Annotated in this window: 17 protein-coding genes; 2 read left to right on the top strand and 15 right to left on the bottom strand. The window is 37.9% G+C overall.

Annotated elements, in window-relative coordinates:
• Positions 1 to 9: 9 nt before the first annotated feature.
• The 14 genes from ACIP9W_RS04345 to ytxJ form a co-directional block, all read right to left on the bottom strand.
• Positions 10 to 522: a type VII secretion EssA family protein gene (locus ACIP9W_RS04345; RefSeq protein ID WP_400786422.1), complete on the bottom strand. Its 513-nt coding sequence runs from the start codon at positions 520 to 522 to the stop codon at positions 10 to 12.
• Positions 512 to 3,355 carry a type VII secretion protein EsaA gene (gene esaA, locus ACIP9W_RS04340; RefSeq protein WP_400786420.1) on the bottom strand — a complete coding sequence of 948 codons (2,844 nt, stop codon included), beginning with the start codon at positions 3,353 to 3,355 and terminating at the stop codon, positions 512 to 514. The genes ACIP9W_RS04345 and esaA overlap by 11 nt, the downstream gene beginning before the upstream one ends.
• Positions 3,352 to 7,830 carry a type VII secretion protein EssC gene (gene essC / locus ACIP9W_RS04335; protein ID WP_400786418.1) on the bottom strand — a complete coding sequence of 1,493 codons (4,479 nt, stop codon included), beginning with the start codon at positions 7,828 to 7,830 and terminating at the stop codon, positions 3,352 to 3,354. The genes esaA and essC overlap by 4 nt, the downstream gene beginning before the upstream one ends.
• A gap of 39 nt (positions 7,831 to 7,869) precedes the next feature.
• On the bottom strand, positions 7,870 to 9,063 hold the full coding sequence (gene essB, locus ACIP9W_RS04330) for a type VII secretion protein EssB (protein ID WP_400786415.1): 1,194 nt from the start codon (positions 9,061 to 9,063) through the stop codon (positions 7,870 to 7,872).
• A 13-nt stretch (positions 9,064 to 9,076) separates the two neighbouring features.
• Positions 9,077 to 9,316 (bottom strand): ESX secretion system protein YukD, encoded by a 240-nt coding sequence (gene yukD / locus ACIP9W_RS04325; RefSeq protein ID WP_142539553.1) that lies wholly within the window; start codon positions 9,314 to 9,316, stop codon positions 9,077 to 9,079.
• A gap of 79 nt (positions 9,317 to 9,395) precedes the next feature.
• Positions 9,396 to 9,689, bottom strand: coding sequence for a WXG100 family type VII secretion target (locus tag ACIP9W_RS04320; protein ID WP_093265042.1), 294 nt, complete (start codon positions 9,687 to 9,689; stop codon positions 9,396 to 9,398).
• A 773-nt stretch (positions 9,690 to 10,462) separates the two neighbouring features.
• Complete coding sequence (locus ACIP9W_RS04315; protein ID WP_400786411.1) at positions 10,463 to 11,305, bottom strand: 3-hydroxyacyl-CoA dehydrogenase NAD-binding domain-containing protein; 843 nt, start codon at positions 11,303 to 11,305, stop codon at positions 10,463 to 10,465.
• Between the two features lie 136 nt (positions 11,306 to 11,441).
• Positions 11,442 to 12,623, bottom strand: coding sequence for an acetyl-CoA C-acetyltransferase (locus ACIP9W_RS04310; protein WP_400786409.1), 1,182 nt, complete (start codon positions 12,621 to 12,623; stop codon positions 11,442 to 11,444).
• Positions 12,624 to 12,635: 12 nt separating this feature from the next.
• The gene (locus tag ACIP9W_RS04305; RefSeq protein WP_400786407.1) at positions 12,636 to 14,132 is read right to left on the bottom strand and encodes a class I adenylate-forming enzyme family protein; all 1,497 of its coding nucleotides are present in this window, start codon (positions 14,130 to 14,132) and stop codon (positions 12,636 to 12,638) included.
• A 34-nt stretch (positions 14,133 to 14,166) separates the two neighbouring features.
• The gene (locus tag ACIP9W_RS04300; RefSeq protein WP_400786405.1) at positions 14,167 to 14,751 is read right to left on the bottom strand and encodes a TetR/AcrR family transcriptional regulator; all 585 of its coding nucleotides are present in this window, start codon (positions 14,749 to 14,751) and stop codon (positions 14,167 to 14,169) included.
• Between the two features lie 17 nt (positions 14,752 to 14,768).
• Positions 14,769 to 15,917, bottom strand: coding sequence for an acyl-CoA dehydrogenase family protein (locus ACIP9W_RS04295; RefSeq protein WP_400786878.1), 1,149 nt, complete (start codon positions 15,915 to 15,917; stop codon positions 14,769 to 14,771).
• A gap of 252 nt (positions 15,918 to 16,169) precedes the next feature.
• Positions 16,170 to 17,861, bottom strand: coding sequence for a mechanosensitive ion channel (locus ACIP9W_RS04290; protein ID WP_400786402.1), 1,692 nt, complete (start codon positions 17,859 to 17,861; stop codon positions 16,170 to 16,172).
• Positions 17,862 to 18,746: 885 nt separating this feature from the next.
• A complete protein-coding gene (locus tag ACIP9W_RS04285) occupies positions 18,747 to 19,562 on the bottom strand; it encodes an STAS domain-containing protein (RefSeq protein ID WP_400786400.1) in 816 nt (271 codons plus the stop codon).
• A gap of 16 nt (positions 19,563 to 19,578) precedes the next feature.
• On the bottom strand, positions 19,579 to 19,911 hold the full coding sequence (ytxJ, locus tag ACIP9W_RS04280; RefSeq protein WP_400786398.1) for a bacillithiol system redox-active protein YtxJ: 333 nt from the start codon (positions 19,909 to 19,911) through the stop codon (positions 19,579 to 19,581).
• Between the two features lie 190 nt (positions 19,912 to 20,101).
• On the opposite strand from ytxJ, the gene ACIP9W_RS04275 reads away from it, so the two are divergent.
• Positions 20,102 to 20,596, top strand: a complete 495-nt coding sequence (locus ACIP9W_RS04275; RefSeq protein WP_400786396.1) for a YusW family protein — start codon at positions 20,102 to 20,104, stop codon at positions 20,594 to 20,596.
• Positions 20,597 to 20,763: 167 nt separating this feature from the next.
• Here the strand turns inward: ACIP9W_RS04275 and ACIP9W_RS04270 are convergent, their stop codons facing one another.
• The gene (locus tag ACIP9W_RS04270) at positions 20,764 to 21,228 is read right to left on the bottom strand and encodes a divergent PAP2 family protein (RefSeq protein WP_282242747.1); all 465 of its coding nucleotides are present in this window, start codon (positions 21,226 to 21,228) and stop codon (positions 20,764 to 20,766) included.
• A 157-nt stretch (positions 21,229 to 21,385) separates the two neighbouring features.
• Here ACIP9W_RS04270 and ACIP9W_RS04265 point away from each other — a divergent pair, with 157 nt between their 5' ends.
• On the top strand, positions 21,386 to 21,718 hold the full coding sequence (locus ACIP9W_RS04265) for a DUF5658 family protein (RefSeq protein ID WP_400786394.1): 333 nt from the start codon (positions 21,386 to 21,388) through the stop codon (positions 21,716 to 21,718).
• The last annotated feature ends 33 nt before the right edge of the window (positions 21,719 to 21,751 follow it).

Below are 21,751 nucleotides of genomic sequence, written 5' to 3'. Positions count from 1 at the left end.
TCTCCTCTCTTATCCTTTGTTAATGGAAGTTCCAGATGGTTGAACCAATTTCGGTAACACGACGATAAATAAAGCCAAAAGACCGATAGCAATGATCGCTAGGAATATCAACGTGCGCGTATTGTTAGTAGCCGTCTCTCGATCATCTATGAAGCTATCCGGCAACTGCATATCATTCTTACTTTCAGCCATAAAAAGGTTTAGTTCAGAAGATTTCGCAGCGACTGTGCTCTTTTCGCCCCTAACGGAAGTTTGAAACAGAAATGAAGTGTCGCTTCTATTGGGTAGCTGTTTTCTTCCATCAAAATAAATATTAAACTGCTTATCCGGAATCGTATTCTTCATCTCTGTTTTTTTTCCATCATGCAAGTAATCGGTATTTTTCTTAAACTGGAGCTTTTCATAAATTACTGGCTCAAGCTCCTCGATTGTTTTATCTTCCTCTGCCGAAACAACCTGTAAGTCTACAAATAGAACTACAAACGCTAGTAATACTAGCAACAACAATATCTTAGTTTTCATACGCTTCCTCTGCCTGCATGACTGGTTTGTTCGTTTGTTTAAAATACGAAACGATTAGCATAATAATCGCGATTACCCCTGTAATGATTGTTCCCCATAAGAAACTCGTTTCCGGTTCATATTTAATAGACATATAGACATTTGATAATACATCTGGAAGTGGGATATCTGGTACCGCCAGTATTAATAGCGGAATAATATACACACACATGAGTACAACACTTGCGATCCATCCAGCTGATTGCCCAAACTCGAGCGCGGTACGAATAATGGCAGCACTCGCAAGCAATAAAAGAATTGTAAATATCGTCCATTCAACTGCTCGTTCATCGTTCAATATATACATATTAATACTGTATAAACTAATAACGAGTCCAACGAGTAAGGATAATATTGCTGTAAGACCTAAACGTATTCCGATTGGGCCTTCTTTCATTTGATACGTGAAGTATCCGATTAACAGACTACTAATAAGTAAAATGATAAATAGAATGACTGGAGGTACTTTTTGCGCTTCTTCCGAAAGTGCGGCTTCTCCTTTCACATCTAATGGATTGACAAAGTGGTTAAATGCATATCCATTTTCTTGCCCATCTACATATGTGTTTGCAAGGAATCCTTTTATATCCTCATCAAATGCTGTCATCGCATCCACATTAGTTTCCCATTTCTCACTAAATTCACTTGATGTATTTCGGATGTCTCCAGCTTTAGCAGATAAATCATTCGCATAATTTACCAAACTACTCTGTTTTTGAGATAAGGATTGGATCATTCCGCTCAGTGAAACAAGCTGGTTGCTTACATTTTGTTGACCGGACATGACTTCCCCTTCCGTAGCTGCTGCCACAGGTTCACTCGATCCGATCATCATAGAAGGTGTTTGAATTTGTTGAAGTAGCATATTCGCTTGTTCATCAATGGCATTTAAATCTGTCAGTAACGCTGAATGCTGTTCCTCAACCGTTTCTTTGTAGCCCGACATAATGGCTGCAAATGTCGTATTTAAATCCGATAGGCCAAGCTCCGTTTCTGGAATGCTCTCGTTTACAGAAGTCCAGCCTGCAAGCTCCTCCTCATTTAAATCCACCACATTTTTCAATAATGCTGTTAAAATTTCATCCTCTAACATAGCGTCCTTATTTGCAGTTTGCCCTCCCTCGCTAAGCGTAAATTCAAATTGCTCTAGCGTTGCATAATAGGAAAGAAGAGAACTAGTATCTGTACTAGTTGCACCTTTAGCAAATAGCTCTTCTAATCTTGTTCGTTGATCGGTTGATAATTGCGGATGCTTTAATAACGATTCTTCTTTTTGCTTTATTTCCGCACCAATTCTTGCTGTATCAACCGGATAGGAGTTTAATATTTGTTGCACCGATTCATATTCTCTATAAATAGAATTGTAATTTTCTAGGAGACTCGTATAGTCAGTTGCTGCTTGTTTGTAATCACTTTTTCCTTCTTCATTTGTTTGATTCCAAATGCTTTCTTTGGAAGAGATGCCTGTATTGAGCGTTGCTAGCTCCCCTTCGAGTTGCTCGAGTTCACCGATAAATCCAGATTCCGGATCTGCTGCTGCCACTCTTTCTTTCATAGCAGCAAGCGCAGTTAAAATTTCCGCCACTTTTGCTCGCTCTTCTTCTAATGCAGGAAGGATTATTGTTTCTTTACTAGCAGCTTTACGATCCATTTCTTCCTTCGTGGACATTAGCTGTTGCTGGTCTGTTCCAATATTCGTTACACCTAATACAGCGGGACCGTTCTTTCCTGTTTCAATCCCTTTTTCCAAGTTAGATAAAATAGTGTTATTGTATCGATCGATTGCAGTTCCTTGTACGATCAGTAGGTCGGACAATTGACGATCTACTTCATTTTTACGTAATTCGGATAAGGAGTTCAGTTTTTCTTTGTTTGTATCTATTATTTCGTTTACTTTTTGAATTTCTTCGTTTAATGTTTCTTGGCTATCCTCTAACATTTGAACCGATTCATTATACTTTTCGGCTTGCATCGCTGCAGCTGCTTGAATTTTAGCTAAACTACTATCTTGTACTTGTTGTAGAATCTGTTTTTGTGTATCTTGAAATTCTCTGTATTGCTGAACATATGTGATAAATCCGTTCATTTGTTGACCAAATGTTTCTGCATTTTCAATGCGAGAACTATGTGCATCACTTGCTGAACCTATTGTGGAAAGTAAAGAATCCATTTGCTCTTTCTGTCTTTTCATTTGATCCGCAAGCGTTTCGGATTCGGGCTTATAGTAAGCCGACATGGCACTGAGAAATTCTGTTTCCTTTCCTAAAATGTTCGCAAATTCTTTTTTGATATGATTCATTTCCTGGGCAATATAAGTCCAGTAAAGCGTCGAAACCTTATCATTTACTCGATTTGTAGCTAATTCAATCTCATTAAGCACGCGCTCTTTTTTGATACCCGTTTTTTGACGCTGCACTTGATAAGAAAAAGTCGCTTTTTTTGGGTTTTGTTGATCATACGACATAATATTTTCAGAGAAGTTGGATGGAATATATACGATTGCCTCGTATTGATGGGATTTTAATCCATTCTCCGCAGCTCCACGCCCCATTACTTTCCATTCATACGGAGAATTCTCTGCTAAAATGGAAACGACTTCTCTTCCCATCTCCACATTTTCTTCTTCCTTGGATAGCCCTCTATCCTCATTTACAATGGCAATCACTCGTTTGTTTGTTTTGTTCAAATCTAGTAAGTTAACCCCCATCAGTTGAAAAAACAAAATGGGGACTGCTAATATAACTAAAATTCCAACGGTTAATTTCAACCATTTCATATGCTTATCTGATTTCATTGCAAAATCTTCCTCTCCATCTTGCATAATGGGAGCTGGACTTTCGTCGTATTCCCATTCAACATATAGTGCGCAAACCCAAGTGGTAATTCCGCTTCTTTTCGCTCATAGGCTAATGTGTACAATGTTTGTTCTGACTTCTTCGTATAAAGGATTGCTTGACGAACAAGTTTTAGTTCATTTGTAAATGCATCGTAGCCCTTAGCGATTTCTGCATTGTTTCCAGAAACAATGACATTGAATCCTAAATGAGCATAATTTTTCATCATTTTCGAAAGACGATCTTGAATGCCGATATCTGCAACTTGTAAAAATCTTGTATATCCATCAATTACAAAATAGGAAAGAACTACTTCTACAGCATTTCCTTGTTGCAGTTTTTCCACATACGTTTTTTCTACTTTTGCATAATATTGCTCCGCACGGGAAATCCATTCCACTAAGCTTTCTTTTGTTTCTAAATAATCGATAGCCGAGTTATTCGAGAATGTGGATAAACCTCGGTCAAAGGAGTCAAAGATACCGATAAATCCTGTTTGCTGTTCCATTAACGTAGTAAGCATCCACTTTAACGTATTTGTTTTTCCACGCTGCACTTGCCCAACTAGTAAGCAATGACGATTCTTCTTGAAATCAATTGAAATTGGACGGACAGTTTCTTCATCTAATCCGATTGGAACGAGCCCATCTTTTTGTTTAGGCTCTAAATAATCTGCAAAATGGATAGAAGTTAACTCAAGCGGCAACATCGCAATTGGACTTGGAAGTACTTCACCACGATATTTATCCTGCAGTGATTGGATATTCCTTTTCATCGATTCTAATACTTCGAAATCATCTGCTCCTTTACTAGGAAGGTAAATTTGCGTGAAATAGGCATCTTCTTTTTTTAATATCGCTCGCCCCGGAAATGGTTCTAAGTTAAAAGGAACACGCCCAATAACTGTAAATGCTTCCGTTGCATCCAATAAATAATGAACAACCTTCGTCTTTAAGTTATTCATAAGCGACTGTCTAACAGCTTGAACCCTTGTTGCTGCTATGAACAAGTAAATACCAAGTGATTGCCCATCTCTTCCGAATTGAATAAGTTGCGATTCTAATTCTTCCATTTCTTCACGGACAATATCATAGTTATCTACTACTAAATAGATAAATGGTAATTTCTGTTCAGATAGTTTGTTATACATATGGATATTGCTCACTTCTCTTTGTTGGAAGGCGATCTTTCTTTTCGCAATTTCATCCTTTACTCGTTTGATGAGTTTTTCACGTTTCAATTCTTCATCAATCGTGAAATAATCAGCTGTTTGTGGAAGTTGCTTTAATGGAAGTAACGATCCATTGCCATAGTCCAAAATATAGAAGTTCGCTTCACTTGGTGTTAATTGCTCAGCTATCCCAAGAAGGGCAGTAAGTAATGTATAAGATTTACCATATCCAGAAGAACCGAAGACCCCTAGATTTCCATCTTTTGTCCAATCGTAGTTCACTTGCGTTTGACTTTGTTTCTCAGGTTCATCTATCACACCAATCGGCACTCCTTTTTGTAATGGAACAGTTGTTACTTGTTTTTCCATTCGAAGTGCGAGCGGCGGCAACCACGGACTAGCTAGTTTTTGAATATTTAACTCTGCTGTTGTTTCTGCGATTTTCGCTGTGACAGCTTCAATCTCCGTTATACCACTTGATTTCTTCTTCCCATTTGTTGCAATACCAGAAAGCGGATAGAGACCGAGATCTGTGACGATTGCCACATCGTCTTCTCCTTCCAATACTTCCTCCATATAAGCAGCTCCACTCCATGCAGACTGGAATAATTCATACACTTCGTTGTTACCAACCTGTAAATATCCTCGACCAGTTACCGTAATGGATGCTGCATCACTATTTTTTAATATTTCTTTACTATCCGATGCATCTTGCACCTTCAATGCCACGCGGAAACGAGCATTACTCCAGATTTGGTCGTCGATAATGCCCCCTGGTTTTTGCGTTGCCAAAATCAGATGCACACCTAAGCTTCGACCGATTCGTGCGGTACTTACCAGCTCACGAATAAATTCCGGTTCCTCGCTCTTCAATTCCGCAAATTCATCAGAAATGAGGAATAAATGTGGTAATGGCTCCGCCGCCTTACCTGCTTTATACAAGGTTGTATAGTCATCAATATGTGTGACCGTATACTTATCAAACAAACGCTGCCTTCTTTTTAACTCACTATTAATAGAAGCAAGGGCACGCATACTAAAGTTTTTACTTCCTTCAATATTCGTGATAGTGCCAAGAAGATGTGGGATTTGTCTAAAAGGCTGTGCCATTCCCCCGCCCTTATAATCGATTAAAAGAAAAGCTACTTCATGCGGATGAAAATGAACTGCTAGCGATAAAATATATGTCTGCAAAAACTCACTTTTACCGGAACCCGTCGTACCTGCAAGTAATCCATGAGGACCATGTGCTTTCTCATGTAAATTCAACTGCACGAGCTCATCTTTTCCTTTAAAGCCGATTGGTACAGCCAATGATTTTGCTGATTCATTCATCATCCAATTGCGACCAATCGGAACATCTGCTACATCTCTGACTCCGAACATTTCTAGAAAATTAACGGAATTGGGAATCGAATTTTTGATACCGATTTGATGATTCAGCGTTCTTAACATCCGAGCAAAGCGTTCATTTGTCGATTGATCGTATGCATCTAAGCGAAATGGAATATCTACTGCTTTTCCAGCTTCGATTAGAATATCTCCTTCTTGTTCGTTTACGTAACGCACAAGTGTATGAACATTTTCCGTCATACGCTCTTGTGCTGACTCTGCAAAAATAACGGAAATGCCAAGTTCCTTCGTATTTTTACTTTCTAAGTACTCTAAAATTACATGCTCAGCAAGTAAGGAGTAATCAGAAATGATAAATATGAGATGAGGGGCAAACTTCACTTTCCCTTTCATTTCATCTGCATCTCGCTCACGAATAAGTTCATATAACGAAGAAAGTAACTGATCTCGCGTTTCTTCGTTATGGATTAACCCTCTTGCATGCATATGGGGAAGCTTGAAATGTGGCAACCACTTCATCCATTCAATATCTGCATATTCCTCATGATTAAAAATGTATATAAATCTTGTATCATGATAACTATGGGAAAACGCTAATTGACCAATTAGCTGATGCAATTCTCGTTTAATAACCGATTCTTTTCCTATAAGTCCTAATATTCCTTCCGAGAGATTAGTTGTGATCGGTGCTTTTGGAATTTCTTTGTATACATTTTCCATTCGCTGCGCTTGTTCTAACAAGTCATCTATTTCTCGATTGGCTAAATCGCCCGATGATAGTTTAACCTCGTAGCTGGAGGGAATTGTACCTGTACCTAGTCGAAACTGTAAGAAGTCATGACTTTCTAGTGTTCGTTCCCAAATTCTTCTAGAAAGGGATTTCGTCATTTGTTTCATTTCCTCGAAAGGAGGGAAATGATAGGCTAAGACCCTTTTCTGTTTTTCCGATAGCTCATGTAATTCCTGTCGAATGTTTTCTAAATAAGCTGTATATACGCGAAGTCTTTTTTCTGCATTTAACTTCCGCTTTTTACGATCCTTGAAAAATTGGACAGTAGACATTACTAAAACAGCTACAAACATCGCCATCGAAATGATGATGAAACTTCCTCTTGGTATGAAGTAAGCGACGAGTCCTAGAACAATAAGCATGACAAGTGGAAGTGCAATCGTTAATAATAATCCGCGTCCGTTATCATCACTTTCCTGAGTAGGAAACGAAATCGATACCTTGTCTTCAGGCAAGTCATAAATCATACGAGGCGTACGTCTATAATCCGGATACATATGGAATATTTCCGATTTTGGCACTTCAATTTCAGATAAGCTCGTTTTGTATTGGCTAGACGTTATCACTTCTAACCGATCGCGTTCAATTAGTTTCATTTCCATAAAAGCCCACTGGATAATATCGCCGGTTTTCAGGATGGTGTTCGATTCACACCGCTTTCCATTCACATACAATGGACAGCCGAATGCTTTTTTAATAATCCATCCATCGTTTATCTTGTTCAAGGAGAAATGACCTGACTCCACATGTTGGAATTGCACATTCTCCCGCTTAAATGTCGCTGTCTCTAGTTGACAGTCAAAGGATATTTCCTCTTCGTAGTCTATAAAGTAGGTCTTTGATGTGAGAGATGCCGAAGAAGCATATAGATGCAGTACTTTATCTTCTTGATCAATTCTTAAACCTTCTTCGTCTGTTAATTTCCCCACATATTCATTCCCACTGTATACGGAGAGATTCTTGTCTTCTTTTTTTACAGTTATATTTCCATTTATAAATGGGTACGTTTGGATGGTTACGTCATTCTCTACTTTTGAACCTATTGTAAGAGGAACAGCATCATTTTCATTCATACTTATACGCTGATAATATTCACCGTAAAACAGCCATAGTTGCAGCAATGCAATACACCTACCTTCTATTTGCTCAAGTTTTGTTGCTTATCTTTCTGCTTTTTCTTTCTCTTCCTCTTCTTCTTGCTGCTCCATCAGTTTTTCATATTCTTCTACTTCTCTATCTATTTCATCTAAAAGTGTTTGCATCTCTTCACCCGATAATTTCTGATCTGCCTTCACTTCTTCACGTCTTTTCAATAAACCATACGTAATAAGCTCGCCATCTTCCATCGACCTAGCTAGATCCACAGCATTTTCTGCTTCTCCTCGATTAATATAAATCCAATACATTAAATAATCGGCATCCGTCTGCAACGTAATATTAGACAAGACATTTTTTTTCTGTTCTTCGTCTAATCGTTCATTCGTTACAGAAGAGTAAGCTAGTTCGTATAACACTACATAAGGCATAGCCTTCACACTATACGGACTTAATCGGGTAACAACCTCACTGTAATTTTGTCCCAAAAAGTATTCATGGCTGAGGGTATATGCTTCATTTTTTGGCTTTTCGTGTATGAAATAAATAATAGTAAATATGATTGCAGGAATAATTAGCACGCCAAGCCCTATAGAAAGCCATTTCGTTATCTTCCATTTTTTTCGTGGGAGTTTTACATTCGCTTGTTCCCTTACTTCCAGCTGCTCCAATTGCTGACCGATAAAATCGAGTAAAGACTCGCTATCAGTCATCGACATTAGTTTTGCGCCAATTTCTTTTAACTCGAGAATCTCCGAGTATTTCAAGTACTCCTCGAACGTAAAAGATGGGTCTATGCTAGCCGCTACGACAGCTTTCGTTTCTAACCAAACTTGCTCATCATTTGTCTCATATGGCGGCAAGCTTCCCATTACACCGTAATACAAAAAGGAAGGCTCCATCCCTCTGCTATATACAATGTTTTCAGGACAAACGATTAAATTTAAGCGAGGATAAGGATGAGCGTAAACCTTTTCTACAAGCTGATTAGCGAACATCCATCTTGATTTTTCATCTTCTAAACGCATGTTACTAAAACGTTTGAGGGAAGATGGAATCATTGCTTGAATAATCAGTTCATCATCTGTTATCGTAATGTCCTTCGTAATTTTCGGGCTTACTTCTTTTAGAAAAATAATTTCTTCCGTTCTTTTAAAGCCGACCCGTTCTTTTTGAAAGACGAACGTTGTTTTACTTTCTTCTTCATTTATTTCTGCACCTATCCGATTTTTTAAATATGTATGTGAATTAGTGGCCATCTTCATAACTCCTTCAAATAATTTCGATTCGATCACCAGTCGTAATTCCGCAATGCGCAAGCGTTAAATGACCTGGAAATAATTTATCTTTGTTTACTACACGCACCCAATGACCTTCCCGTGGAGTTTTGGAAATTGCATTTGCTTGCCACGCTATATCAATCATTTTTTTCATCGTATAATAATCGGATAATCTAAGATCCATCACATCACCTTCGTAATTGGACAAATCTACTGTAATTTCTATATACATAATTTCACCTCTATGAAGGAAAAAGCGCCTTCCTCTTTGGAACGACGCTCTACTTTTTTCTTCTTCCGAGTTGGAAGTGTTATCCGCGAATTTGACTCGCGATTTGTTGGTCTGCATCTTGTAATGCTTGACCTGCACGGCTTAATTGAATTCCTACTTCACTTAAAAGTTCACGCATTTCGTTAAAATGAGGTTTAAGTCTTTCATATTGCTCAGCGAATGCTGCACTTGAAGACCCTTCCCACATGGATTGCAACTCACCAATCATTCCATCTAAACGACCGATTTGGGATCCAACCTCCCCTGACTCATGGTTGTAGCGAGAAGCCATTGCATCTAGTTCTGCTGGTGTTACGCGAATAATTCCTGACATTCCATACATCTCCCTTATCTTTTAATATTTTGTCATTTATAAAATAACTGTTTTGGGAAGAAATGAAGATTTTCAAATTGAATCTTTAGTACTTCACCAACACAGATACTTCCGCTGTTTTAGTAAATACGAATTAATTTCTGCTCTAGTCCAAGGATTCTATTCCCAACTTGATAGAGTGTTAAACCTAAATATTCATTAAAAACAAAATATTTTTTTATTTTTTATTTAGGATGCGAGAAGTTGGTTATATTTACAAAAATAAATACCTAACTTTTCCTTAATATAATAAATAACATTACAAGTTGCGTACGTCAAAGTTACAAAATTTACATAAAAATTTACTTAGTACCATGAACTCAAGGACTTATGTCACGACATTTTAATATGCAAAACTATTTGGCACTTTTTTTATATCGATTTCCGTAATAATTAGCTAAAAAGCAAAAAATCATAAATCAAAAATAAAACTAGTGCTTTTTAATCATTTTCTGTCTGAATAGTCGAAAAATATCTCGATATAAAAATACTCAATACTATGTGTTTAAGTGCTAGGATTTTTGCCAAAACATTGGAACAGCGAAATTGGACCTTCTTAAGTCAGAATTCATTCACTATAGGTCTTAAATCGTATAAAACTACTTCCTTATCAGCATGATTGCTCTTGATAAAGAACTGGTTGCTATCAGTATGTTGCTCTATACAATTTTCCGGTTATGCCTTCATTCTCCAAACACAAAAAAGCAAGGAGAATTACTTCTCTCCTTGCTTTTTTATCCATAGTCGTAAAATCCCCGTCCACTTTTTCTGCCTAAATGGCCTGCGCGAACTTTTTTACGCAATAATGGTGGCACTCGATATTTGGAGTCGCCTGTTTCTTCTAATAAGGTTTCTGCAACAAACAGCATCGTATCTAGTCCGATTAAATCAGCAAGCGCGAGTGGTCCAATTGGATGATTTGCACCGAGCATCATTCCTTTATCAATATCCTCTGCTGAAGCAATCCCTTCGCCAAGCACAAAAATGGCTTCATTGATCAATGGGACCAAAATTCGGTTCACTACAAATAATGGTGCATCTACAATGGATATACTCTCTTTCCCAATCGATTCTACTAAACTAGCTACAGATTCGTATGTTTCGTTGGAAGTATCTGATCCTCGCACAATTTCGACAAGCTTCATAACTGGTACTGGATTGAAGAAATGCATTCCAATTACTTTTGCTGGTCGTCTAGCTGCAGTAGCTAATTCTGTTATGCTTAGTCCCGATGTATTCGATGCTATAATTGCTTTTTCATTCAACAATGCACCTAACTCTGCAAATACTTTTTTCTTTATTTCCATATTTTCAATGATAGCCTCGATCACAATATCTGAATCCTTTAAAAGTGGAAGCTCCTTCGTAAATGTAATTCTCTCAAACACTTTATCTATTTCGCGTACATTCTTTCCTTGCTTTTTGTACACTCTTTCTAAATTTGTATGCATTATTTTCTCTGCTCGAACAAGCGCTTCCTCATTTACATCACATAAGATTACTGTATGTCCGGCATCTGCCATCACTTGCGCAATTCCGTTTCCCATCGTACCTGATCCTAACACGCCTATGTTCATCTACTCATCTCCCTAGAACTTAAACTTTCTAAAAATATATAGCAAGGTCTGCAGGTTTATTTCGCTATTTCCCGGGAAATTTCGACAGCTTTCGCCCATGAAACCTCTACCACTTTAATAGCTACTGTTACTAGGACTACATACTCTCTATTACAACCGCGATTCCTTGTCCTCCGCCAATACATAAACTAGCAACTCCGTATTTTAATCCTCTACTTTTCAACTCATATGCTAATGACAGAAGAACCCTCGTTCCGCTAGCCCCAACAGGATGGCCTAAAGCAATGGCACCGCCGTTGACATTTGTTTTGGCACGATCAAGTCCTAACTCTTTTTCCACGGATAAATATTGAGCAGCAAATGCTTCATTTACTTCTATTAAATCCATGTCCTCTAATCGGAGTTTTGCTTTTTCCAAAGCTTTTCTGATTGCAGGTACAGGACCGATTCCCATAATCGAAGGGTCGACTCCTGCTACACCCCAGGAAACGATTTTAGCAATCGGCTTCAGTCCGTTTTCCGTTACTGCTTTTTCACTCGCTACAATAACAGACGCGGCACCATCGTTAATACCACTAGCGTTACCTGGTGTCACTGTTCCATCTTTCTTAAAGGAAGGTCTTAATGTGGCCAACTTTTCTGCTGTAACATCTGCTTTTATATGTTCATCTGTCGATACCAGTATTGTCCCTTTTCGAGTCGGTACTTCTACTGCCACAATCTCATTTGCATAGACACCATTGTCACGAGCTTCCCCTGCACGTTTTTGGCTTAGTAATGCAAATTCATCTTGCTCTTCACGCGTTATTTCATATTGCTCCGCCAGTTTTTCTGCCGTCATTCCCATTCCACTACCTACATATTCATCTGTAAGTGTAGAGAGCACCATGTCTTCATAAACGACAGGGCCCATTTTAGAAGCACCAAAACGCGCATTGAAATTGGAGTACGGAGACATCGACATATTTTCTGCTCCTCCGGCTAAAACAATTTCTGCTTCGTTCAATAAAATCAATTGTGCAGCAGAAACAACAGACTGCGCTCCAGAACCACATAACCGGTTCACATTATAAGCAGGAACTTCTACAGGCACACCTGCTTTCAAGCCAATATGTCTGGATAAAAACGAAGCATTCGTGCTAGAGTGAATAACATTTCCATAAATAACATGATCCACTTGAGTAGCATCCACTTTCGATCGTTTTAATGCCTCTACTGCTGTCGCAGCACCTAAATCATCTGCTTTCACTTGTGCAAAGGAACCTCCAAAACTAGTAAAAGCCGTTCTAGCACCATCTACAATATATACTGAACACATTTCTTTTCCCCCTTATTCTTTTCGAAGAGCCGTTTTCAACACTTTTCCGCTTGCATTTCTAGGAAGAGTATCGATAAAAACAATTTCTTCTGGTATTTTATAATTTGCCAATCGTTTCGAACAGAAAGAAATAATAGCTTCTTCTGTCAAAGTTTGACCTTCTTTTAATACAATAAAAGCTTTTGAAACTTCTCCATAAACGGTGTGTGGAATACCTACAACCGCTGCTTCTAAAAGCTCTGGAATTTGATATAATACCTCTTCAACTTCTACTGGGTATACATTTTCCCCTGCTCGGATAATCATGTCTTTCTTCCGATCTACAATATAAAGCAGTCCATCCTCATCGAATCGGCCTAGGTCCCCTGTATATAACCAACCGTTTTGAATCGATCTACTCGTTGCTTCCTCATTTTTTAAATAGCCTTTCATTACTTGAGGGCCTTTCGTAACTATTTCCCCGACTTGCCCGACCGGTAGTGGTTTTCCAAATTCATCCACAACTTGTACTTGTGTTTGTGGAAGCGGTTCTCCTACAGAGCCAATTTTGTCTAATGCATGATGATCCTTTAGCGTCGTAGCGGCCGGAGAATTTTCTGTTTGTCCATACAAGTTTTGTACTTTCACATCAGGATATAATGCTTTCACTTTTCGAACCAATTCGTATGGCATCGGTGCCGCTCCATAAGTAAACAGTCGAAGATTAGGTAACTGTAAGCCTTGCATTTTTGGCGTATTCAATAAAATACTGTACATCGCAGGTACCCCAAAGAATATTGTGATATCCTCTTGCTCCATCGTATTTAAAGCGCGTTCAGGAGAAAAACCTTCTTCAATCACAATCGTTCCACCGGCGAAAATTACAGGAATACTAAAAACATGACTCGCCGCACAGTGAAATAATGGAGCGACAATTTGCATTCGATCTTTGGAGTTAAGCTCCATTGCCTCTCCCCATATCTCCGCAACCGCTCTCACATTACTCGCTGTCAACATAACGCCTTTTGGCTTACCAGTCGTACCAGAAGTATAAAAAACGACGCTCGTCCGTTCTTCATGCTCGCTTACTTCCTTGTAAGTAATAGTTTCATCCTCTAACACTTCTATTAAGCCTTCGTTTTCTCCTACTACTAGCGTATCTTGAAATTTTGCAAATGTTTCAGGGATTTCTTTTAAAATTGGCTCCATATCCGCTCCATAAATAAGTGCTTTTGCTTCAGAATGCGCAAATATGTACTCCACTTCAGGAGCAGCAAGCTTCGTATTGACAGGCATTACGCTAAATCCACCAAGCTGACATGCATAATAACAAATTAAGAAATAATCAGAGTTATTCAAGTAAACTGCAATAATATCTTCTTGCTCATAGCCTTTTGCTTGAAAATAACCAGCTAATCTTTTAGCCTGCTCGTAAAACGCTGAATAGGTTGTATTCCTTCCCTTAAACTGCGTGATCAAATGATGGGCTTGCTCTTTTGCATGGAGTGCCAATTTTTCTGTAACGAACATATATCAGATCCCCTTTTGTTTTAAATGATGGCATTCATTTCACAACTTTTAACAAATAATCTGCATAAATTGTTTGTAGTTCTTCGATTGTCTTATCCCCATCAAGTCTGTACCATTGCTGAATCCAGTTCATAGAACCAAGTAAAATCATTCTTGCCATCTTTGGTTCTTGTATGGTGAATTCTCCCTCCGCCACTCCTTTTTGAATTACTTCATCAAACCACGCTGCATATTCATTTCGCTTACGTAAAATAGGATGGAGATAATCCTTGGAAAAGGTTTGATCAGGCTTAATGATCATATTAAACGTTTCTTTTTCCTCAATCATATAGCGTATATGATTGGCAATCATCTTGCGTAGTTTCTGTTCATTGGATAGATCTTCATGAAAATAATCCTCTAGCTCACTAATTGCCTGCCCCAACACCATTTCGTGACATTGAAAAAGGAGATCTTCTTTATTTTTAAAATAGTAATAGAGAGAACCTTTCGTCATAAGAAGCTCTGCAGCAATCTCTTCCATCGTTGCACCTTGATATCCTTTTTGGTTGACGATTTTGACAGCAGATAAAATAATTTCTTGCTTTTTCTTCTGCAGTTTTTTCTCTGAGAGCTTCATCTGGATTCCTCCCTTCTCTATAAATCTAGCTTCTTCGCTATAATGGTTTTCATAATTTCCGTTGTGCCCGCATAAATACTCGCAACTGGAATATCTCGGTATCTTCTTGCAATCTCGTATTCTTCCATATATCCGTAGCCACCGTGCAGCTGCAAGCACTCAGCTGCTACCCGTTTTGCCATTTCACTAATCCACCATTTTGCCATAGACACTTCTTTTACAATGTCTTCATTTTCAATATGACGAGCAGTCAATTGATTCACATATGTTCGTCCGATATCTATTTCCGTTGCCATTTCCGCAATTTTGAATTGCGTATTTTGAAATTTACTAATCGATTGACCAAATGCTTTTCTATTTTTTACATAGTCAATCGTTATTCGCAGCATTTCTTCTGCTTCTATTTGACATTGAAGCGCAACGACTAAACGCTCCTGCTGCAAGTTCTGCATAAGATAATAAAACCCTTTACCTTCTTCCCCAAGTAAATTTTCTGCAGGCACTTTTACATCTTCGAATATTAACTCCCCAGTATCTCCGCTATGCATGCCGATTTTATCGAGCTTCTTCCCACGCTTAAAGCCTTCCATCCCGTTCTCCACAACGAGTAAACTAATTCCTCTATAAGCAGGGGTGGCATCTGGATCCGTTTTACAAACAATGACAGCAATATCCGCTGTCAAAGCATTTGTGATAAATGTCTTTTCGCCATTTAAAATGTAAGTATCTCCCTCTTTTCGAGCAATCGTTTTCACTCCCGCTAAATCGGATCCAACACCAGGCTCCGTCATACCAATTGCAGTAATCAGTTGCCCGCTTATACAGCCGGAAAGCCACTTTTCTTTTTGTTTTTCCGTTCCAAGACTCTCGATGTAAGGGCTTACAATATCAGAGTGCAGACACATTCCACTTGCTAAACCTTGACCTACACGTTCGAGTTCCTCAATTAAAATCATCGAATAGGAAAAATCTAGCCCAAGTCCCCCATATTCCTCACTAACCCACGGACATAAAAAACCATTCTCCCCCATCTTTAGCCAAAAATCTCTTGGAATAGCTCGTTTTGCTTCCCATTCATCATAGAATGGGTACGCTTCCTTCTCTAACATCTTTTTCAAAGCCTTGCGAAATAACTCATGCTCATCCGTTATAAAAGAAGCTTTCACCAAAATAATTTAACCTCCTCTATAATTCAGTCTGAAAATTCAATCTTAAACTCATTATACTTCTTCCGTTCTAAAAGTAAATGATTTTTTGAACGACGTTTAAATTTTGAATAAATACATACATTTTTCATTTTATGTTGGAAAAGCCCCAAATATCTATCCACCCTGGGTTTAATTTTGTAACATACCTTTTATTTACTCACCACAGTAAAAACGCCCTGGATAATTACACCAGGGCATTGCGTTACAAACTTATTTATCAAACTTTTCGTCACTTAGCGGTATATCTTCATAAGGATGTAAGTCATCAGTAGATGGAATATTATACCCTGTATCAGGAGAATCATCTAAAAAGCCATTTGTCTCCCTGTTATTTTGCTCCGTTTTTTTAGTTGCTTGAACATCCTTCTTCATCGATTGTTTCATCGACTCTTTTTGTGCTTGAAAATTTTCCTTTGATACTTCTGCATCCTCTAAGCTTTTTTCCATTTTACTTAAATAGCGAGAAGCATGTTCTTTTCCTCCCAAACCAAATGCCAATCCAAACGCTAATGCTAATCCGCCTAATATTAGGATAAAGGCTGAATTAATAATGGAAGCAGCTATTCCTAACTGGTCTAATGCCATGAAGAATGCGAAAGCCAAAATCGCATATTTCGCCACATAGCGTAAGAAATGTGGTGTTCCGGAAGAATGCTTCATCAAACTTCCGACCAATTTTTCTACCAAGTTTGCTAACCAAAATCCTACTGCTAAAATAACAATTGCGGCAAACACAGATGGTAAATAAGCAAAAATTCCAGTTGCCAATGTCACCATGAATTCTAACTCCAACAATTGTAAAGCTTCTACAACAAACAGTAAGATAATCACAACTTGAACGATTGTACCTAGCAATGTTGAAAAAGTTGGCGTCGAATCATTACCAGATTTGAATCCCATTTTACCAAATACGGAATTCACACCACTTTTTTCAAGAAGCGATACAACGACATCCTTTACCCATTTCGCGACAACGATTCCCACTAACACTAATAGGATTGCCACAAAAATCTTCGGTAGCATGGCAAGAACATTGTTTAACATAGCAATAGCAGGTGATGAAATACCTTCTAAATCTAAGATTTCTAATGTAGTAATAGAAACGGGAATCATGATTAAAACAAAAGCCACAACCCCAACAACTTTTGAGACACTCGTCCCTTCAATAAAAGAAGAAATCTTCAGCTTATCTGCTAATCGATCTGCACCGGCTGATTGCAAAAACTTCTCTATTAAATTACGAACTAGTTTCGCAACGAACCAACCAATAGTAAACACAATAGCTGCCGATACTAGTTTAGGAATAAAGTTAAAGAAACTAGCAAGCATCCCCTCGAATGGTCCACTTAATCCATCAATTCCTAATGCATTCAATACTGCTGGAATAAACAATAAAAAGATTAAATAGTACGCAATGTTTGCTGCTGTATCCGTCCATTTCGTCTGATCCACTTTTTCCGGATCAACGCCCGTTTTTCCAACGTATTTATTTAAAGGAAGCTTTGAACCTGTCATTTGAATCACTTTTTTGATAACAGTTGCTAAAATCCAAGCAAATAATAAAATCAAAGCAGCTTTCAAAATATTTAAGAAAGCACCCGTTAATCCAGAATACATGGAAATAAACGGAGTGGCCATTGTATTCAGGTTCAGTATGTTAAAGAATAAAACAAATGCAAAAATCAACACAATAGCAAAGACTACTTTGCTTATAATTTTCTCGACTGACCATTTAGACTTTGTATTTCCTAAACGTTCATTCACCTGAAATTTCCTAAGTATTTTATACGTCGTGTTTTCTAATATCTTCGCAATAAAAAATCCTATTAATAATACCAATAAACCTATTAATATCTCGGGTAAAAAAGAGAGTGTATCTCTCCAATAATACTGATCTAACATTGCTTCTCCTCCTTATATATTAACTTTTCTATAAGCTTTCATATTTACTCTGTTACCCACCTAACCCTCTTCTCAAACTAAATTAAATACAACGAGACAATTTACTAAATAAAATAAAGTATGGAAAAGCCCAATACGCTAAGCACTTGCCACCTGTCCGATTTAGCTCATAGAAAAGATAAAAAGATTAACTCACATTATAGGAAAACTGCGCGGTAAAGCTTTATTAGGTATCCACCGTGATTTTCGCTACATTCGGACGCTTTCCGCCGGGTGAGCGATGAGCCATTCCCTGCGCTTAGGGCGTCGTTGGAATGTCTCATTTTGCTCAGGCGGAGGAACAAAGGCTAAGATCGCCACATCGTGTGGCAACGCCTTAGAAACCAACATCCTGTTGGCCTCGGCAGGAGTCGACGCCTGAAGCGAAAATCAATGGTAATTGCTTACTTATCAGAATCCGCCATTACCAATAAATAGTTGAGTGAGACAATATCCACTGTGAAACACGACAAAACCAATCTAGCGGATGCATTTTTTGCTATAGAGCGAAGACTGGCAACTGTTTACTAAGTAATATCCCCATAATGTGAAATATCTCCCTTCTCCATTATCCAGTTATTGGATAAGGGCAATCAATCAGTCATTGAAAGCAACCAATTCCATTCGGAAAGCAACTAAATCTGTATGAGAGCAATCAAATTACTAGTGAAAGCAACTACTTCTTAAAACAGCAATTTTATTTGGAGTGGGACGCCGATAACTACTTCGCAGTTTCCCTATACTGATCGACTAGCTATAGAATTTATAATTTTCCAAGCTATAAAAAAAACGACTCCTCAATACGAGAAATCGTTTTTGTCTTCTATATATATTTCTATAGGATTGCTATTTCAAACTATCAATCGCTTGTTTAACGCTGCCAAATGTGTGAAACGAGCTAAAATCAATACCTGCTCGGACAACCTCCATGGAAAGATTGGGACGTATGCCTGAAAATAATACATGGATGCCAAGTAGTTGAAGTACACTGTGAAGGATAAAGATCTGCTCCGCCACTTCAGAATCAATCGTCAAAATACCGCTAAAATCAATAATCAAATGGTCAATCGAACGGCTCGGGATCAAGGGCACTAAATGATTGATGACGTATTGAAAACGATAGGAATCAATCATACCGATTAAAGGCAATACCGCAACTCCTGTTTGGATGGGTACAATAGGAGCCGATAATTCGTTGATCTCTTTTTGGCGTTCTTCCATTAATGAATCACGATAAACTTCATATGCGGAAATCGTCTCCATAAGGCTTACATCCATCAAATAATTAATTCGATTATTTATTTTCACTACATTTTCAACTGATAATCCGTGATCTATCGATATCTGGGTGATGCACTCTAAATACATTAAGCGGTTTTTAGCAAATGGTTTAAGAATCGTTGAAAATTGGGAAAAAAGAGCCGCTTGCTGTTCACCGACTTGTTTACTCCATTTGATTAGTTCTGCTTCTGCAGCTTCCTCTGTTTCTTCAAAAGATTGAGCTATAAGCACTAAAAACTCCACATTCTGTTGAATTGAATGCTCTAACATCTCTTCTGTAACTGGTATATCAACGTTTATTAGTGCTTTTTTTGTTATATCTCTTATTACTATTTCGGCATTATCGATTAAATACCGTCCTACTTTCCTTACTTCTTCCATACAATCTCTCCGTCCCCTATAATGTTCCCGTTGCCTTTGTTAATTCTTTATTTGTAATCTTCCTATGAGAAGCATTCCAAACAGCTCGTCCATCTACTATTAAAAACGCTTGTGGTGATTCATGACGTACCCCTAAGTCATTTTCTATCTCATTAGACACCGCTCGATGTTCAATCACTTTAACTAAGTACGTTTCCACTGGTGAATCAAACGACGTAAACTCTCCATATGCATATGCGCTAATCGGGCAAGTGGTACTATGCTTAAACACAATGACCGCTTTCTCTTTTGATTGCTCCAAAACATCTTTCCATTGATCTACCGAAGTAATTTCTGTATACTTTGCCATTTGAACCATCCTCCCTAAATTTTCTCCTTTATATCTTATATACCATTATACAAGACTTCCCCTTCAAAACACCTATACTTTTCATACTACCCTCTTTTTAAAAAATCTATCATTCTTGTATTTGTTTAATAGGCTCGTTTTTAGGTTATTTATAATATGTAGATCCAATCATCTTGAGAGGAGAATGTACATGAGAGCAAAGAAACCTACCATACTTGCAACAATCCTGCTATCATCATCGATGCTTGTTGCTGCTTGTGGGAATAATGATGAGCCAGAGGAAAACGTACCTGATGGAACAGCATTTGAGGAGGAACAAAATGAGAAAGTCGATGATTCTCAAACAAAAGAAGACCCAGAGAGTGAATTCGGCTTCCGTTTTTTAAATTTACACATCAGTACACCCGACAATAAAGATGCAATAATAGCAGAATACTATGGAAACTCATCACGATCGGAAGCAGTTTACAAAAATATGCATGCTGCTGCGGATGTGCAAGGAGATGCTGCATATACGTTACTCGAGCAAGTTTTTACAGATCTTCAGATAACCCAAGACATGAGTAAGGAAGAAGTAATCGAAAGGGTAACGATGGCTTTTGATGCAGCTGATTATACAAACTTTGACCTTGAAGTTGAATACGAAGATGGAGAAACGAAAACATACACAGATAGCAAAGAATAATAAAAACCAAGCCGGGATCTTAGCCGGCTTGGTTTTCATTTTTGCTATTTTGTTTTATCTTCTCTTATTTTAGAGAGTATGATACAGTAAGACTAAAGCAACAAAATAAGAAAAACTCCCCAAGTTTTCCAACTTAGTTTTTCTAATTTCTTATTATGTCCTTCTCTTCAATCTTCCAATTTCGCACATATAACGCCAAAAATAGTTCCCAATAGTGCACCTGCTACTACTTCCACTGGCTGATGTCCAAGTAACTCATTTAATTCTTCCTCTCTTTGAACATACTCAAAGCTCGGAAAATTACCCGATAATGTGGCTATATTGTCTTCCAAATCATTTACAAGCTGTGCAATCTCGCCTGTATGTCTTCTGATTCCCTGTGCATCATACATTACGATTACACCGAACACAACAGCAAGCGCTGTCTCCGTATGACGAGTTCCTTTATTAGCCGCTACATAAGATGCAAGTGCTGCTACTCCTGCGGAATGCGAGCTTGGCATTCCTCCCGTTGTAAATGCTTGTTTAATATCCCATTTTCCCGTTAACTTTTTATGCGTTAATATTTTTAAACCTTGCGCTAGCCCAATTGCAGATAAAGCTGTAACAATTCCTCGATTCATTTTCGTCATTTTGTCCTCCAACTAGCAAATTTTATATGTATTTACATTTCCCTATCTAACATTAAATAATCCTGAAAATTATATTTTCTTGTTTTTTTATGAATAATCATTGAAAAACTTCAACATAATAGCACAAGCCAAATAAATCGAAAGGAGGACAATCCATGTGAATCGGAGGATTTTAGCTCCTACTCAAATAAATCCTTTTACACTAGCAATATTCCTATTAATACTAGCCATTTTCGATTCTATATTTACTGATTTCGGCATCCGAAACGGTCATATTTCGGAGGCAAATCCATTCATGCGCTTCGTGTATGAAAACAATATTGCCATTTTTTATTCCATCAAAATTATCCTTCCCCTTCTTTTTATGTATATCATCACAAAATTTCAACCGAGAAAATATTTGCAGCTTTTAATTGGGTTTACACTTTTACTCTATACGCTTGTTCTAATCCAACACTTTTTTTGGATGTCCTTATTGTTTATTTTTTAAAAGATCCAGCAACTCAAGAGCTGCTGGATTTTT

The sequence above is a fragment of the Psychrobacillus sp. NPDC093180 genome (assembly GCF_044754065.1).
Classification (GTDB): Bacteria; Bacillota; Bacilli; order Bacillales_A; family Planococcaceae; genus Psychrobacillus.
The sequence above is the reverse complement of the archived record's forward strand: the minus strand, read 5'-3'. Positions and strand labels throughout refer to the sequence as shown.